The sequence below is a fragment of the Pirellulales bacterium genome (genome assembly GCA_035939775.1).
Classification (GTDB): domain Bacteria; phylum Planctomycetota; class Planctomycetia; order Pirellulales; family DATAWG01; genus DASZFO01.
Window position 1 is genome coordinate 1 of record DASZFO010000234.1, and the last position, 13,736, is coordinate 13,736.

A 13,736-nucleotide genomic window follows, 5' to 3' on the forward strand; every position below is an offset into this window, starting at 1 on the left:
AGCATCGCCTTGCTCGGGATGCAGCCGACGCGCAAGCAGGTGCCGCCGAGAATCGATTCGCGTTCGACGACGGCGACATTCAGGCCGAGTTGGCTAGCGCGGATCGCGGCAGTGTAACCGCCCGGCCCGCCGCCGATGACGAGGAGATCATGCATGGGGGCTGGGGAGTCGGGACTGGGGGCTGGGGAAGAGCGGACGCGCGGTCATGCCAAGCGCATTTTCATCGCCTGAAGCGTGCGATTGAATGGATCCAGCACGAGCCCCAGAATCTCCAGGGTTACGAGGCCCAAAAGAGGCTCGTCGTCCGGCTCGCCGAGGACGACAGGCGTATGACCTTCTTCGCCGGCCAGGGCGATGTGACACTCGGACACGTGCCGCTCGACCGGGGTGCCGTCGGCCAATGTGAACGTTAGCGTGCGCTTGGGCTTGAGACCGAGTTGCTGCCAAACATCGTGCGGCAGCAGAGTGTAACTGGCCCCGCTGTCGACGAGAAAGTTGACATGCCGCGTTTGGCCCGTGGGGCCGCTCACCTGCCCTTCGACGAAAGTTAGCCCCATCGCTCGCCATCTCCCCGTTTTTGGAATCGCACGTTTTCAGCGTTCGCCCCATTATTGGACCCGCGGAGCCAGTTGGCAACTAACGATGCCCGGCGCAGCACGGCGACTCCGGTCCCAAACCCCTTTCTTCTAACCCCCCGTCCCGAGTCTTTCCGCTTGCGTTGCGCTTTCGATACCAGCCGCGATCGGCGGCAACACGCCGGCCTTTTCGAGCATCGGGCGAGCAGATTTGCGGATGCTCGGAAGACGCAGGATGAAATACAAGGCGCCCAACAGCGACAGCCCGCCGCCGATCGCCACAGTATACTGGGCGCCGAATGGCGTGCCATACCTGGCGTTTAGCAGCACCACCGAGCCCGCGGCGAAGAGACTGCCGACGGGCGTCAGGCCAAGAACGGTCATCGTGTAAAAGCCCATCACGCGGGAGCGTTTGTCGTCGTCCACCACGGTCTGCACGATCGTATTGCTGGCCGCCATGTGGGCCATCATACCGAAGCCGGCCGTGAACGACGTCGCGAGCGACAGCCAGATCGTTCGCGAAAGGGCGAAAACGATCGCCGACAAGGCAAACATCGTGGCATTGAACGCAATCACTCGCCCCAGCCCGAGGATCGTGCTCCGCGAGGCAAGAAATAGGGCACCGCAGAGCGCCCCGGTCCCAGACGCCGCGAGCAGGAAGCCATAGATGCGTGCGCCGTTCTTGGAGAGCTGAGTTTTGGCTTCGGGAACGGCCGTATCGGAAACGGCATTCGCTGGTGGTGATTCGTCGGCACGCATACCGTGCCCTACGCCTTGTCCGTCGGCCAGCGAATTCGCGAACACGGGCATCAGGGTCGCATATGGCACGCCGAAAATGCTAACCAACCCCAAGAGCAGGAAGATCGCCCGCAGCGGCGTTTGCCGATAAACGTAGACGAAGCCTTCGACGAGGTCGTGCCAGATATTGTGGGTTCGAATCTTGGCGACGTGCGGTTTGACACGCATGGCGAGCAGCGCGGCAATCACGGCCAGATAGCTGACGCCATCAATCAGGAAGCAAATGCCTGCGCCAACCTGGGCATAAAGCAACCCGGCGATCGACGGACCGATCAGTCGCGCCGCATTGAACATCGATGAATTCAGGGCGATGGCGTTGCTCAGATCGCGGCGATCCTCGACGATCTCGACGAGAAACGCCTGTCGGGCGGGGGTGTCCACTGCATTAATGATGCCCTGCACCGCCGCCAGTGCGATGATTTGCCAAACCTGGATGATGCCGGCCAGCGACAGCCACGCCAGCGCGAACGACTGGATCATCGAGAGCGCCTGCGTGGCGACCAGAATCCGATATCGGCTGCGCCCTTCCACCCACACGCCGGCCACCGGAGCGACGATCAGGATCGGAATCTGCCCGGCGAACGAGACGATACCGAGGATCCAATCCTTGCCGGTGATTTCGTAGACGAGCAAGCTGGTGGCGACCCGGGTCATCCAGGTGCCGATCAGCGAGGTACCCTGCCCGCCGAAGAAGAGCCGATAGTTGTAATGATTCAGGGCGCGGAACGTGGACGCCAGCGTGCCGATCCGTGGCGCGCTTCCGTTGGAGTCACTCATGTCGGCCCTACACTTCCAAGAACATCCGCGCCGGGTCTTCGATCGTCTCTTTGATCCGCTTGAGGAAGGTGACCGCCTCGCGGCCGTCGACGATGCGGTGGTCGTAGGTCAAGGCGACGTACATCATCGGGCGGATCACGACCTGGCCGTCGCGGGCGACTGGGCGATCTTGGATCGCGTGCAGCCCCAGGATCCCGCTCTGCGGCGGATTGACGATCGGCGTGGAAAGCAGCGAGCCGTAGACGCCGCCGTTGGAGATCGTGAAGGTGCCGCCTTGCAGCTCCTCGAGCTTGAGCTTGTTCGCGCCAGCGCGGCGGCCGAAATCGGCGATGGCCAGCTCGATTTCGCCAAAGCTCATTTGCTCCGCGTTCCGGAGCACCGGGACGACTAAGCCCTTTCCGCCGCCGACCGCGATCCCGATGTCGTAATAATGGTGATAGACGACGTGCGGCTCGCGGACTTCGGCGTTTACCTGCGGAACCAGCTTCAAGGCGTCGACCGAGGCCTTCACGAAAAACGACATGAATCCGAGCTTCACGCCGTAACGCTCTTGATAGGCCTGCTTGTGTTTTTGCCGCAGGGCCATTACCTCCGACATGTCGATCTCGTTGAAGGTCGTCAAGAGCGCCGCCGCTTGCTGCGCCTCGACGAGGCGCTCGGCGATTCGCCGGCGGATCGGGCTCATCACGACGAATTCTTCTTCGCGCCCACCGCGGGCCGCGATGCGCGGAGCGAGCGGATACTCGATTCGTTCCGCGGCCATCGATTTTGGCGGAGCGGCGACAGACGCTTTGGTTCGAACCGCCTGCCGTGGAGCGGGCTCAGCCGGCGATGCCACTTCCGCCGCCGCGGCCGCCTGTTCGACGTGCCGCTCGACATCTTCCTTGAGCAATCGGCCGCCGGGACCGGTCGCGCGGACATCGGCGGCGGCCAGGCCATGTTCGGCCAGCGCTCGCTCGGCGGCCGGCATCACGAACGGCTTCTTGCCATCCGCGGGCGGACTCGGCGCGGGCTCAGGCCTTTCAGCCGCGGCGGGAGACGGCGCGGCGGCGGCCGGCTGAACTGGGCCGATGGCCGTTTGGCCACCGGGTTTCTTTTCGACCGCGACGGTCGCCTCCGGCGCTGAGGGATTTGGTTTAGCGGACGAAGGCGCGCCCACGGCTGGAGTTTCCTTTGACGATGTCGCTTCATCCGGCGCCGATAGATAGCCGATTATCTCGCCGACCGCGGCGGTCTGGCCAGCCTGCTTGAGCATCTTGGCGATCGTTCCGGCGATCGGCGCGGGCAGATCGACGGTTGCCTTATCGCTCTCCAGTTCGACGACCCCTTCGTCCTTCTCGACGCGATCGCCAACCCCCTTGTGCCATTTTCCAATTTGCACTTCGGTGATCGACTCACCGACTTCAGGCACTTTCAATTCGACAGGCATAGATTAAGGACGAAGTTCAAAGTACGAAGTACGAAAGGAAAGACGCGCCTACGGCATGCACAAAGTATGCCGTATGGAGTGCGAAACGATAAGGGGGAGTGCCCGAACCACGAACGATGCAGCCGTAGTCCCGTGGGCTCCTTCGTACTTCGTACTTACTCACACGTCGCCGAATGCGGCCGCGAGGAGCTTTTCTTGCTCGAGGCGGTGGCTGCTCGAGGAGCCGGTGGCGGGACTGGCGGCGCTTTGACGATAGACGCCCATGAACGGATAACGATCGAACAGCTTCTCGCCGAAGTGGCCGCGGAGGAACCGCCAGGCCCCCATATTCTCCGGTTCTTCCTGGACCCAATACACGGGCGTGTTCAGCCGGTATGCGCTTAACACGCTCAGCAGCAAATCCTTGGCCAGCGGATAAAGTTGTTCCATACGGACGATCGCCACGTTGTCGCGCTTCAATTCGGAGCGCTTTTGTTCGAGTTCATAATAGATCTTGCCGGAGCACAGAACGACACGATCCACGTGTTCGGATTCGAGCCAGCCGGCATCGGGAATGATCCGCTGAAAGCTGCCGGTCGCGCAGTCGTCGAGCGACGATACCACCTTCGGATGCCGCAGCAGGCTCTTGGGGCTCATCACCACCAGCGGTTTCCGCCACACACGGAGCACTTGCCGGCGGAGGCAGTGAAAAAACTGCGCCGGAGTGGTCAGGCTGACGACTTGAATGTTGTCTTTCGCCGCCAACGATAGGAATCGCTCCAGCCGCGCGCTCGAATGCTCCGGCCCATTTCCCTCGAAGCCGTGCGGAAGCAACAACACGATGCCGCTCAAGCGGTTCCACTTTTCCTCCGCGCTGACAATGAACTGGTCGATTACCACCTGCGCCGCGTTGCAGAAATCCCCGAACTGCGCTTCCCAAATCACCAAACCGTCCGGGCAATCGAGGCTATAGCCATATTCGAATCCGAGCACCCCCGCCTCCGACAGCGGGCTATTGTAGATTTCCACCGGCGCCTGATCGGGCGCAAGGTGGCGCAGAGGCATGTACGTGTGGCCATCTTGAACGTCGTGCAGCACGGAATGGCGATGGCTGAAGGTGCCGCGCTCGGAGTCCTGCCCGCTGATCCGCACGCGCAAACCTTGCACCGAGAGGCTGCCGAGGGCCAGGGCCTCGGCGGCGGCCCAATCCAGCGGTTTGGCGCCGGTCGCCATTTCGCCGCGGGCGTCGAGCAATCGCTGGATTTTTGGATGCGGGTGAAAGTCCGCAGGCACAACGGCCTGCTTGGCGAGCAGTTCAGCCAACTGCTCCTTCTTCATACCCGTTTCGACCTCGGCCGCCTCGCGCTCGCGTCCGCCGATATAGAAGGCCCAAAAGCTGGCGAGGTCGCTCCGCTGGACATACGCATCGCTCTTGGCGACCGAGAGGTCCTTTTCCATTTTCTCGCGGTGCGCCGCGATCATCTGGTCGGCCTCTTCGCGCGTGATCCCGCCCATTTGTAGCAAGCGATCGAGATACCCTTCGCGCACCGATTTGCGTTTCTCGATGGCCCGATAGAGAGCCGGCTGCGTAAATGCCGGCTCATCCCCTTCGTTGTGGCCGCGACGGCGATAGCAATACATGTCGATCACGATGTCGCGCTGGAACTCGCGGCGGAAATCCATCGCCAGCCGCACGACTTGAGCCACCGCCTCGGGATCCTCGCCGTTGACGTGGAAGATCGGGATTTGCAGCATCTTCGCCACGTCGGTCGCGTAGGTGCAGGATCGGCCTTCGGACGGACTTGTCGTGAAACCGATCTGGTTGTTCACCACGACGTGCAATGTGCCGCCAATCCGGTAACCCTCGAGTTGGCTGAGATTCAAGGTTTCCTGAGTGATGCCTTCGCCGGCAAATGCCGCATCGCCGTGGATCAACAGGCACAGCCCACGGCGGCGCTGCGAATCGTCTACACGGTCCTGCTTTGCACGCACGCGTCCGATGGCCACCGGATTGACGAATTCCAGATGGCTCGGATTGAAGCAAAGCGAGAGGTGCACTCGGCGGCCGCCGGACGTGACCCAATCGGTGCTATGGCCCAGGTGATACTTCACGTCGCCGCGGCCGAAGTGCAGCTCGGGATCGAGATCGGCGAATTCGCGGAAGATCTGCTGCGTGCTCTTTCCCATGATGTTCGCGAGCACATTGAGCCGCCCGCGATGAGCCATGGCCAGCACGATCTCATCGATCCGCTGTTCGCCGGCCTTCTCGATGGCCAATTCCAAAAGCGGGATCAGCGTTTCCGCCCCTTCGAGTGAAAAACTCTTCGCTCCCAGGAACCGCTTTTGGATGAATTCTTCGAAGATCGAGGCCGTCGTGAGCCGGTTGAGAATTCGCAGTTGTTCCTTGCGGCTGAGCGTTAGCCGGTTCTCGGAACCCTCCATGCGAACTTGCAGCCAATGCCGCACGCGCAGATCGTCCATGTGCATGAACTGCACGCCAATCGACCGGCAATAGGTGCTGCGCAGCCGCTCGAGGATCCGCCGCAGCGTCATCACTTGCATGCCTTCGATCGTGTCGGTTGAAAACGACCGATCCATGTCGGCCTCGGTGAAGCCGTATGTTTTTGGGTCCAACTCTGGCAATTGCGGGCGAGGTAGACCGAGCGGATCGATTTCCGCCACCAGATGCCCGCGAACGCGGTAGGCCCGGACCAATTGGTCAACGCGATCTTGCAGCAGCGCCACTTCGACCGCGTCGGCTTCTATCGCCGCCGTCGGGATCTCAGCGAACTCGCCGTTGACCGGGGCTGGTCGCAGCTCGGTGAGCACCGGCGTCGACACCACGTCGAATTTGGAGTCCAGCGCGGCTGCATGATCGGTGCCGTTGCCATTGGTCTGCGGCAACGCGTCGAAATAGTGGCGCCAGTCGGGCGACACCGACTCCGCATCGCGCAAATAGTCCGCGTAAAGTCCTTCGACAAACGTAAGACTGAGGCTATTCGGGCGTTCTTCGACGTTGCTCATTGACGGAATTATACCCTGTTGACCACGTGGGCCGAAAACCGCCGAGGACTGTCCACGATCTCTTCCTCTCCCTTGATGGGAGAGGGCCGGGGTGAAGGTGTCCGCGGAACAAAAAAGGGGACTGTCCCCCTCTCCGCAGGCGGTTTTCGGATAGGCTTGAATCCAGCGGCACGGCCCGACATTTTACATGCCGCCGCGATTCGCCGTAACCCGGATTATTCTCCCGGCACCTGGCCCCCGGCCTCCGGACTCTGCCTCGGCCGCCGCGATTCTGCCAGCATCGGCTGAAGTTCCTCGACGAAGTCGCGGACGTCCTTGAATTCGCGGTAGACGCTGGCAAACCGGACGAACGCCACCTGGTCGAGCGCCCGGAGGTGCTTCATCACAAGTTCGCCCAGATAGCGGGTGCTCACCTCCGTGTCGAAATTAGCGTACACGTCGCTCTCGATTTCGCCGACGATCGCCTCGATCCGTTCATCGCTGATCGGCCGCTTCCAGCAGGCCTTCATCAGCCCTTGTTTGATTTTCTCGCGCGCGAAGGGGACCCGGATGCCGTCCTTCTTGACGACCTTGATCGCCGGCTCTTCGATCCGCTCGTAGGTCGTATAGCGCCGCTTGCAAGCCAGACACTCGCGGCGGCGGCGGATCGCGAACCCATCCTCGATCGCCCGCGAGTCGATCACCCGATCGTTATCGATGCGGCAAAAAGGGCACTGCATGATCGTCACTATACACGAACGGGCCGCGGAGTGCAGGGTTTGACCACATGCGCAGGGCCGGAGGACCGCCAAGCAATAGCCCGATCGTAAGATCGGATACGATATCCCGAGTTGAATTTTCCAAGGTCCAAAGGACCGGCGCTTGAGATTGAAACGGGACGTTCTGGATTTTTCAAAGAATAGAATGCCCTAGAATGTCCCCGTTTCCGTCTTCGGATAAAAACGATGCGAACCGTCAACTACCACTTTATTAGCCGTGCCCTCGGAATCCTGACGATCGAGGAGGCACAACGCGGCACACCTTTGGACCTGGATCCCGACAGCGAGGAGAGCAGCAAGCGTGTATTTCGCCAACATGTTGTGCCCTTTGTCGATCGGTGGCCCAAATGGCGGCGCGAAATGTTGCATCTTTCGCTAGCATATTCTCTCAACGACGTCGATGTCCTCGACCGGATCCTGGCAGGCGAGCAAGACCTTACGATGAGCGAACCCAGCGACATTCGACGTTTCTTTCTCTGGCTCTGGGAAACATTGTGTCCGGAAGAGGACTATCAGAAGGTTGACCTGCGCGACGTCGTCGAAAACAACGACATGATGGAACCCAACCCGCAACCGCAAGATATAGATTATACATGAGTGATGAAAAGGGAGATTGAAACAGGGACATTCTGGATTCTATAAGACGTAGAACGTCCCAGTTTTTGCCACGAGAGTCTGGCGCGATGGCAGTTGCGCCGCGCGAAGAGGAAGTCGCGACCAACGAGTGCAAGGTCTATCTCACTCGGGCACGGAAAGCTGAAGGCCGTTGCCTTTCGGGCCGAGTTGCAGGAGGAACGGCACGGCGCGGGTGGCCCATTCATCGGGGGACGGGTAGGAACTGGCATCGCCGCCGAACGAGATGCGGAGCATGTCGGTGTCGATGATGCCGGGATTCAGCGGCACGGCCGCCATGCCGCGCGGTAACTCGCGCGCGAGCGCCAGCGTGAGACCTTCGATGGCCCATTTCGTGGCGCAATACGGGGCTTCTTCGGGCGAGACGGAGCGACCCCAACCCGAGCTGAAGTTGACGATCACGCCGCGCTTCCGCGCCACCATCGCCGGAACGAAATGCCGGATGACGTTCGCCACTCCTTTGATGTTCACATCAACGAGGCGATCGAATTCCTCGGCGGGCACTTCCCACAGCACAGCGTTGCGATTGATCAGGGCGGCGTTGTTCACGAGCAGATCGATTGGCCCGCCAGCTAGCACGGCGTCGGCCCAGCGCCCCACCTGCCGATCATCGACAACATCCACGGCGTGGAACGAATGCGGCGCCGGCCAGCGCTGTTGCAACTCGGCAATCGCCGCGGCGCTCCGCGCGCATCCCCAAACCGTGTGGCCCTGCTCGATGAATCGGGCCGTCATCGCTCGACCCAGACCGCGACTCACGCCCGTGATAACGATTCGTTTTGCTTCCATATTCCAAGTATAAGCAATTTCTTATCTTCGATTCACGCTCGATTCAGGTTCTTCGAGTATCATTCGGGCCAGTCGCATGTTGCAATGGTTTGATTTCCTGCACTTGAAGAATTGGAGAACTCGAATGCGAAAGGTCGTGGCTGTGGCGGCACTGATTGCTGGAGCGTGGATGTTACTGGCGCCGGCGGGTCGGGCCGACGAGAAAGTCCCGCTCGACAAAGTCCCCGAGAAGATCATCGCGGCCGTTAAGGACCGGTTTCCGAATCCTGAATTGACGTCGGTCGAAAAGGAAATCGAAAATGGCATATCCGTTTTCGACGTGGAACTCAAGCAAAAGGGTAGGAAGTACGAGGCTGAAATCAAGGAGGACGGCACCATCGTCGAGATCGAAAAAGAGACCGCAGCGAAGGACTTCCCGGCCGCCTGCTCTGACGCCATCAAGGCCAAATACCCCAAGGCCAAGATCGAGGAGATCATGGAAGTCAACAAGGTGGAGGGCAAGAAGGAAACGCCGATCCATTACGAATGCGTGCTCGGCGAGCCCGGCAAGAAATCGTTTGAAGTCGTCGTCGCGTTGGACGGCAAAACCGTCGAGGAAGAAAAAGAGTAACCAGCGACGTCACATAAGCCGAGCGTCTGTTGACAAACGGTTGATTCCTGTGTCGCATCCCGGCGGATGGTAGAATAAGCATGACGCTATTCTACCATCCGCCATTCTATCCTTAGAACCCCTCACAAAACCGCCTGGGAGAAGGGGACAGTCCCCAGTTTTGCTCCGCCGACCATCGCGGCGATGGTGCCCGCGCAAAATGGGGACAGTCCGCTGGGCGGTTTTGTGAGGGGTTCCGACGATCGTCATGGGCATTCGCATTCTGGTCGTCGAGGACGAGCCGCAGATCGCCGATTTCGTCGTGCGCGGATTGCGCGAAGAGGGGTTCACCGTCGAACATGCGGCCGACGGCAACGATGGTTGGCACGCCTTCAAGGCGCGCGACTGGGACTTGATCTTGCTCGATTGGTGGTTGCCGGGGCGAGATGGCCTCTCGCTGTTGCGCGGCTATCGCGAGGCAGGAAACACGACGCCGGTCTTGATGCTGACCGCCCGCGACGCCGTTTCCGATCGGGTCCGCGGCTTGGACAGCGGGGCGGACGATTACCTTTGCAAGCCGTTCGCCTTCGCGGAGCTGCTCGCCCGCGTTCGGGCGTTGGCTCGGCGAAAGAGCAGCGCGGCGACGACGGTGCTGAGCCATGGCGATGTGCGCGTTGATCTGGCCACGCAGCGAGTCGAACGGGCGGGCAAGCGGATCGATCTGACCGCCAAGGAGCAGGCCCTGCTGGTGCTGTTCCTCCGTCGTCCCGCGGAGGTCCTCACCCGAACGCGGATTTACGATCACGTTTGGGACGAGCGGTACGACGGCCTGTCGAACACGCTGGAAGTCCACGTGATGGAACTGCGGCGAAAGCTGGAAAAGCACGGGCCGCGATTGATCCACACGCTCCGCGGCCGCGGCTATTTTTTCGGTGAATCGGCGAGCGCATGAGTTTGACCACACGACTGACGAGTTTCTTCCTGGGCGTGCTGGCCTGCGTTCTGGTCGGCTTTGCCGTGGCGCTGTATTGCCTGGCGAGCAGTTATCTGCACCATCAGCCCGACGAGCGGCTCACGTCGGCCCTCCACACGTTGGCCGCCGCGGCGGAAGTTGGCGGCGACGGAGTGGAATGGGAAGTCGGCAATCGCTCGTTGACATTGGGGCAAGATGCGTCGCCCGATCAAGTTCGTTGGCTGGTCCGCGACGGAAAGGGAATCGACGTGGATCGTTCGCGGAACCTTTCTGCCGACGAATTGCCGCAGCTTCGATTATTTGCGAACTCAAGTGCACAAGACGCGCAATTTCGGTTTCCCGGCGGCGCGACCTGGCGTCTCGTTCAGATGCGAATCGCGGCCAGCGCTTCGGCCGGCCGCGATGAATCGACGCCAACCCCGAACTCGACCGCGGCCGCGGCCAATGCCGAGCCGCAATCCACATTGTATCCGGCATTGCAGTTGACGGTCGGCGTATCGTTAGCGCCAGTCGATGCAACGCTGCGCAATCTGGCCCTGACGCTCGTCTGCCTGTCGCTCGCGCTATGGTGCCTCGCGGCGCTCGCCGGCCGCTGGCTCTGCCGCCGGGCATTGGCGCCGGTCACTCGAATGGCCGAAACGGCGCGCCACATGAACGCCGATGATTGGCGAACGCGACTGCCGTCGCCGCAGACCGGCGACGAACTGGAGCAACTTGCATCCGCCTTCAATGGCCTGCTCACGCGGCTGGAGGAATCATTCGAGAGGCAGCGGCGATTCACGGGAGACGCCTCGCACCAACTGCGCACGCCGCTCGCCGGAATGTTGGGGCAGATCGATGTAGCGCTCCTCCGCCAGCGATCGCCGGACGAATATCAGCGAGTGCTGGAGGCGGTGCGATCGCAAGGCAATCGGATTCGGCAGATCGTCGAGTCGCAGTTGTTCCTCGCTCGGGCCGACGCCGAGGCGTTGGGCCCAGCTCTCGAAGTCGTTGACCTCGCCGCATGGCTGCCGGAGCATCTCGCGGATTGGCACGACCATCCACGCTGGCCGGATTTCCGCTGCGAGGCGCCTTCCGGCGAAGCAATCTTGCTTTCAACCCATCCGCCGCTCTTGGCGCAATTGTTGGACAATCTGCTCGACAACGCCGCCAAATACAGCCCGCCGGGAACGCCGATTTCGATCCGTTTGACGGCCGACGAGGCATGGATTGCCTTGGCAGTCGAAGACGCCGGCAACGGCATTGCTCCGGCCGATTTGCCGCATATCTTCGAGCCCTTTTTTCGCTCGGAACAAGCCCGACAATTGGGAATTAGCGGCGTCGGACTGGGACTGGCTGTCGCTCAACGGATTGCCATGGCATTGGGTGGCAACATCCGCGCTGAATGCCTGAAGACCGGAGGCAGTCGCTTTGTCGTGCGGCTATCGAGACGTGAGGTTACCTTGGCCGAACCGAACGTTTGCGAGAACCAGAGCACCATGAGCGGGTCAATTGGTTCCTAGTGGAGCTTATATGCTGAATTGACGGGTGCCATGGCCACTGCTCTGAGTGGCCATGCCTCGATGCGGCTCATGCCCATGCCGAGCCGTGGGCGTGGCACCCAACGTGCTAAAACAGCATTGAAGCCCCATTTGGGTTTTACGCAACCGCCATTGTGTCAAATACCTCGTGCGCCGCAGAAACTGTCGCGTCGATGTCCAACTCGCTGTGCGCAATCGAAACGAAATGCGCTTCGTATTGGCTGCACGGCATGTAGACGCCGCGCTCGATCAGGCCCCAGAAGTAGCGGGCATAGCGGGCCGTGTCGGACCGGCTAGCGCTAGGCCAATCGACGACCGGGCCGGGATTGAAGAACAGCGTCATCATACTGCCGATGCGAGCCATTGAATGCGGAATGCTCGCGGCCGCGGCGGCGGAACAAAGCTCGGCGGCCAATCGGGCCGAGAGTTGTTCGAGCCGTTCATAGGGGGCTTGGTCGCGGAGCACCTTGAGCGTGGCGATGCCGGCCGCGGTGGCCAGCGGATTGCCGCTGAGCGTGCCCGCTTGAAAGACTTTGCCGGCCGGGAGCACGTGGTCCATGATGTCGCGCCGGCCGCCGTAGGCGCCAACCGGCAGGCCGCCGCCGACGATCTTGCCGAGCGTCGTCAGATCGGGGAGGATATTCTGGAGCGACTGCGCGCCGCCGTACGCCACGCGAAAGCCGGTCATCACCTCGTCGTAGATCAAGAGCGCGCCATGCCGCTCGGTCAACTCGCGGGCCGCCCGCAGAAACCCGGCAGTCGGCACAACAACTCCCATGTTCCCGACGACCGGCTCGAGGATCACCGCGGCAATCTCCCCGCCGCGCCGCGCGAACGCCGCCTCGAGCCCGTCCGCATTGTTGTAGTCGAGCACCAGAGTGTCTTGCGTGGCGCCGCGAGTCACTCCCGGCGAATTCGGCACGCCGAGCGTCGCGGCCGAGCTGCCGGCGGCGACCAGGAGACTATCGACATGCCCGTGGTAGTTGCCGGCGAACTTGATCACGACATCGCGCCCCGTGAATCCCCTCGCGAGCCGCAGAGCGCTCATCGTCGCCTCGGTCCCCGAATTCACCAGCCGCACCTTCTTGATCGACGGCACGGCGGCGACGATCAACTCGGCCAGCTCGCTTTCCGCCTCGGTCGGAGCCCCGAAGCTCGTGCCACGAGCGATCGCCGCCTCGAGCGCCGCGGTCACCGCCGGATGGGCATGGCCGAGAATCATCGGTCCCCAGGAGCCGATGTAATCGATGTAACGATTCCCATCGATATCGAACAGATGCGCCCCTTCGCCGCGCTCAAAAAAGATCGGCTCCCCGCCGACCCCGCCAAACGCCCTGGCCGGGCTATTCACTCCGCCCGGCATGAGTTGCTTGGCGCGGGCGAAGGCGAGATGACTTTTTTCTCGGGGCATGGATGGAACAATGCGATTGCGGCGGCGCAGATTCGGGAGAAAACTGAAACGGGTCTGAATGCGTGCCGACAGCCACCACTCACTCGCGCAGCAACGCGAGAAAGCCACTTTGCTGGAAATGCGAGTCGAATCGTTGCAGCGTCGGCCTGTAGGGCCGGAGGAGCCCAGCCCAGGGCGAAGCGGCGCAGCCGCGCAACCCTGGGTTACGATGTAATAAGGGCGGCAAAGCCCCGAAAGGGCGACGTAGTTTTGATCGCTGAGATAATTCTGTCTGACCGCGCCTGTTTACGCCGCCGCTGCTTTGTCGCCCTTTCAGGGCTTGCGATTCGAATTGCGTTGCAACCCAGCGGCTGTGTTTTTTGTCAAGGTTATTTTTAAGCATGATTGGAGTTCCAGGTAGAGTTTGTTTTGACCATGGTATTGAGGATGACAAGGAGTTTTCGCATGCAGGCGGTGATGGCTTTTTTGAAAGGTTTTCCGG

General features: G+C 61.4%; 12 protein-coding genes. 4 read left to right on the forward strand and 8 right to left on the reverse strand.

Going from position 1 to position 13,736, the window contains the following annotated elements:
• The 6 genes from VGY55_14615 to nrdR all read right to left on the reverse strand — a co-directional run.
• A partial coding sequence (locus tag VGY55_14615; GenBank protein ID HEV2971204.1) for an FAD-dependent oxidoreductase occupies positions 1-155 on the reverse strand: 155 nt, incomplete at its 3' end.
• Between the two features lie 48 nt (positions 156-203).
• Positions 204-557 (reverse strand): retroviral-like aspartic protease family protein, encoded by a 354-nt coding sequence (locus VGY55_14620; GenBank protein ID HEV2971205.1) that lies wholly within the window; start codon positions 555-557, stop codon positions 204-206.
• 129 nt (positions 558-686) lie between these two features.
• Positions 687-2,150 (reverse strand): MFS transporter, encoded by a 1,464-nt coding sequence (locus VGY55_14625; protein HEV2971206.1) that lies wholly within the window; start codon positions 2,148-2,150, stop codon positions 687-689.
• 7 nt (positions 2,151-2,157) lie between these two features.
• A complete protein-coding gene (gene odhB, locus VGY55_14630) occupies positions 2,158-3,579 on the reverse strand; it encodes a 2-oxoglutarate dehydrogenase complex dihydrolipoyllysine-residue succinyltransferase (protein ID HEV2971207.1) in 1,422 nt (473 codons plus the stop codon).
• Positions 3,580-3,738: 159 nt separating this feature from the next.
• Positions 3,739-6,582, reverse strand: coding sequence for a 2-oxoglutarate dehydrogenase E1 component (locus VGY55_14635; GenBank protein HEV2971208.1), 2,844 nt, complete (start codon positions 6,580-6,582; stop codon positions 3,739-3,741).
• Positions 6,583-6,797: 215 nt separating this feature from the next.
• Positions 6,798-7,301 carry a transcriptional regulator NrdR gene (gene nrdR, locus VGY55_14640; protein ID HEV2971209.1) on the reverse strand — a complete coding sequence of 168 codons (504 nt, stop codon included), beginning with the start codon at positions 7,299-7,301 and terminating at the stop codon, positions 6,798-6,800.
• 225 nt (positions 7,302-7,526) lie between these two features.
• Here nrdR and VGY55_14645 point away from each other — a divergent pair, with 225 nt between their 5' ends.
• The gene (locus tag VGY55_14645) at positions 7,527-7,937 is read left to right on the forward strand and encodes a hypothetical protein (protein ID HEV2971210.1); all 411 of its coding nucleotides are present in this window, start codon (positions 7,527-7,529) and stop codon (positions 7,935-7,937) included.
• A 141-nt stretch (positions 7,938-8,078) separates the two neighbouring features.
• Here the strand turns inward: VGY55_14645 and VGY55_14650 are convergent, their stop codons facing one another.
• Positions 8,079-8,762 (reverse strand): SDR family oxidoreductase, encoded by a 684-nt coding sequence (locus tag VGY55_14650; protein ID HEV2971211.1) that lies wholly within the window; start codon positions 8,760-8,762, stop codon positions 8,079-8,081.
• 124 nt (positions 8,763-8,886) lie between these two features.
• On the opposite strand from VGY55_14650, the gene VGY55_14655 reads away from it, so the two are divergent.
• The 3 genes from VGY55_14655 (at position 8,887) to VGY55_14665 (ending at position 11,826) form a co-directional block, all read left to right on the forward strand.
• Complete coding sequence (locus VGY55_14655) at positions 8,887-9,372, forward strand: PepSY-like domain-containing protein (GenBank protein ID HEV2971212.1); 486 nt, start codon at positions 8,887-8,889, stop codon at positions 9,370-9,372.
• 247 nt (positions 9,373-9,619) lie between these two features.
• The gene (locus tag VGY55_14660) at positions 9,620-10,303 is read left to right on the forward strand and encodes a response regulator transcription factor (GenBank protein HEV2971213.1); all 684 of its coding nucleotides are present in this window, start codon (positions 9,620-9,622) and stop codon (positions 10,301-10,303) included.
• Positions 10,300-11,826 (forward strand): ATP-binding protein, encoded by a 1,527-nt coding sequence (locus tag VGY55_14665; protein HEV2971214.1) that lies wholly within the window; start codon positions 10,300-10,302, stop codon positions 11,824-11,826. The genes VGY55_14660 and VGY55_14665 overlap by 4 nt, the downstream gene beginning before the upstream one ends.
• Positions 11,827-11,962: 136 nt before the next feature.
• Here VGY55_14665 and hemL read toward each other — a convergent pair whose 3' ends face one another.
• Positions 11,963-13,255, reverse strand: coding sequence for a glutamate-1-semialdehyde 2,1-aminomutase (gene hemL, locus VGY55_14670; protein ID HEV2971215.1), 1,293 nt, complete (start codon positions 13,253-13,255; stop codon positions 11,963-11,965).
• Between the last annotated feature and the right edge of the window lie 481 nt (positions 13,256-13,736).

Excerpts from the sequence above, each read along its gene's own strand:
- VGY55_14645 (HEV2971210.1), top strand. The coding sequence starts at position 7,527 with ATGCGAACCGTCAACTACCACTTTATTAGCCGTGCCCTCGGAATCCTG.
- nrdR (HEV2971209.1), bottom strand. The coding sequence starts at position 7,301 with ATGCAGTGCCCTTTTTGCCGCATCGATAACGATCGGGTGATCGACTCG.
- odhB (HEV2971207.1), bottom strand. The coding sequence starts at position 3,579 with ATGCCTGTCGAATTGAAAGTGCCTGAAGTCGGTGAGTCGATCACCGAA.
- VGY55_14665 (HEV2971214.1), top strand. The coding sequence starts at position 10,300 with ATGAGTTTGACCACACGACTGACGAGTTTCTTCCTGGGCGTGCTGGCC.
- VGY55_14625 (HEV2971206.1), bottom strand. The coding sequence starts at position 2,150 with ATGAGTGACTCCAACGGAAGCGCGCCACGGATCGGCACGCTGGCGTCC.
- VGY55_14655 (HEV2971212.1), top strand. The coding sequence starts at position 8,887 with ATGCGAAAGGTCGTGGCTGTGGCGGCACTGATTGCTGGAGCGTGGATG.
- VGY55_14620 (HEV2971205.1), bottom strand. The coding sequence starts at position 557 with ATGGGGCTAACTTTCGTCGAAGGGCAGGTGAGCGGCCCCACGGGCCAA.
- hemL (HEV2971215.1), bottom strand. The coding sequence starts at position 13,255 with ATGCCCCGAGAAAAAAGTCATCTCGCCTTCGCCCGCGCCAAGCAACTC.
- VGY55_14635 (HEV2971208.1), bottom strand. The coding sequence starts at position 6,582 with ATGAGCAACGTCGAAGAACGCCCGAATAGCCTCAGTCTTACGTTTGTC.
- VGY55_14660 (HEV2971213.1), top strand. The coding sequence starts at position 9,620 with ATGGGCATTCGCATTCTGGTCGTCGAGGACGAGCCGCAGATCGCCGAT.
- VGY55_14650 (HEV2971211.1), bottom strand. The coding sequence starts at position 8,762 with ATGGAAGCAAAACGAATCGTTATCACGGGCGTGAGTCGCGGTCTGGGT.